1 protein-coding gene is annotated in these 576 nt (G+C 62.5%); it reads right to left on the bottom strand.

Going from position 1 to position 576, the window contains the following annotated elements; all coding sequences use genetic code 11:
* The coding region (locus IEY49_RS21280; protein WP_189012398.1) for an EAL domain-containing protein at positions 1-576 on the bottom strand (576 nt) is incomplete at both ends.

Below are 576 nucleotides of genomic sequence, written 5' to 3'. Positions count from 1 at the left end.
CGTCATTCATCACGACCCGCTCGGTCAGTTCCAGCTCCAGGCACGACGCCGGCAGCCCGGTCTCACGTAAGGTCTCAGCCACCATGTCCACGAAGTCCGGGCGCTCGAACTGAAGCGCGGACACGTTCACCGCAATGCGGCCCACTGAATGACCCTGGCGCAGCCACTCGACCCCCTGCCGGCAGGCTTCCTGAAGCACCCACGCACCAATCGGCACGATCAGACCTGTTTCCTCCGCCACCGGGATGAACTGTGCGGGGGAAACCAATCCCAGATCAGGATGATGCCAGCGCAGCAACGCTTCCACGCCGACCAGCGAGCGGTCCTCCAGCCTGACTTGCGGCTGGTAATGCAGTTCGAGTTCTTTAAGCTCAATGGCGCGGCGCAGGTACGTGGCGAGATGCAGCCGCAGGGATGCCTGACGGTTCATTTCCGGCTCGAACACCGCGTACCCGAGTTTGCGCTGCTTGGCACGGTACATCGCCATATCCGCATGCCGCTGCAACGATTCGGGATCCCGGCCACCGTGTGGGTAGGCGCTGATCCCAATGGAGACACCGATAAACAGTTCACGCC

Origin of the sequence: Deinococcus malanensis, from assembly GCF_014647655.1 — a bacterium.
GTDB lineage: Bacteria > Deinococcota > Deinococci > Deinococcales > Deinococcaceae > Deinococcus > Deinococcus malanensis.
The sequence above is the reverse complement of the archived record's forward strand: the minus strand, read 5'-3'. Positions and strand labels throughout refer to the sequence as shown.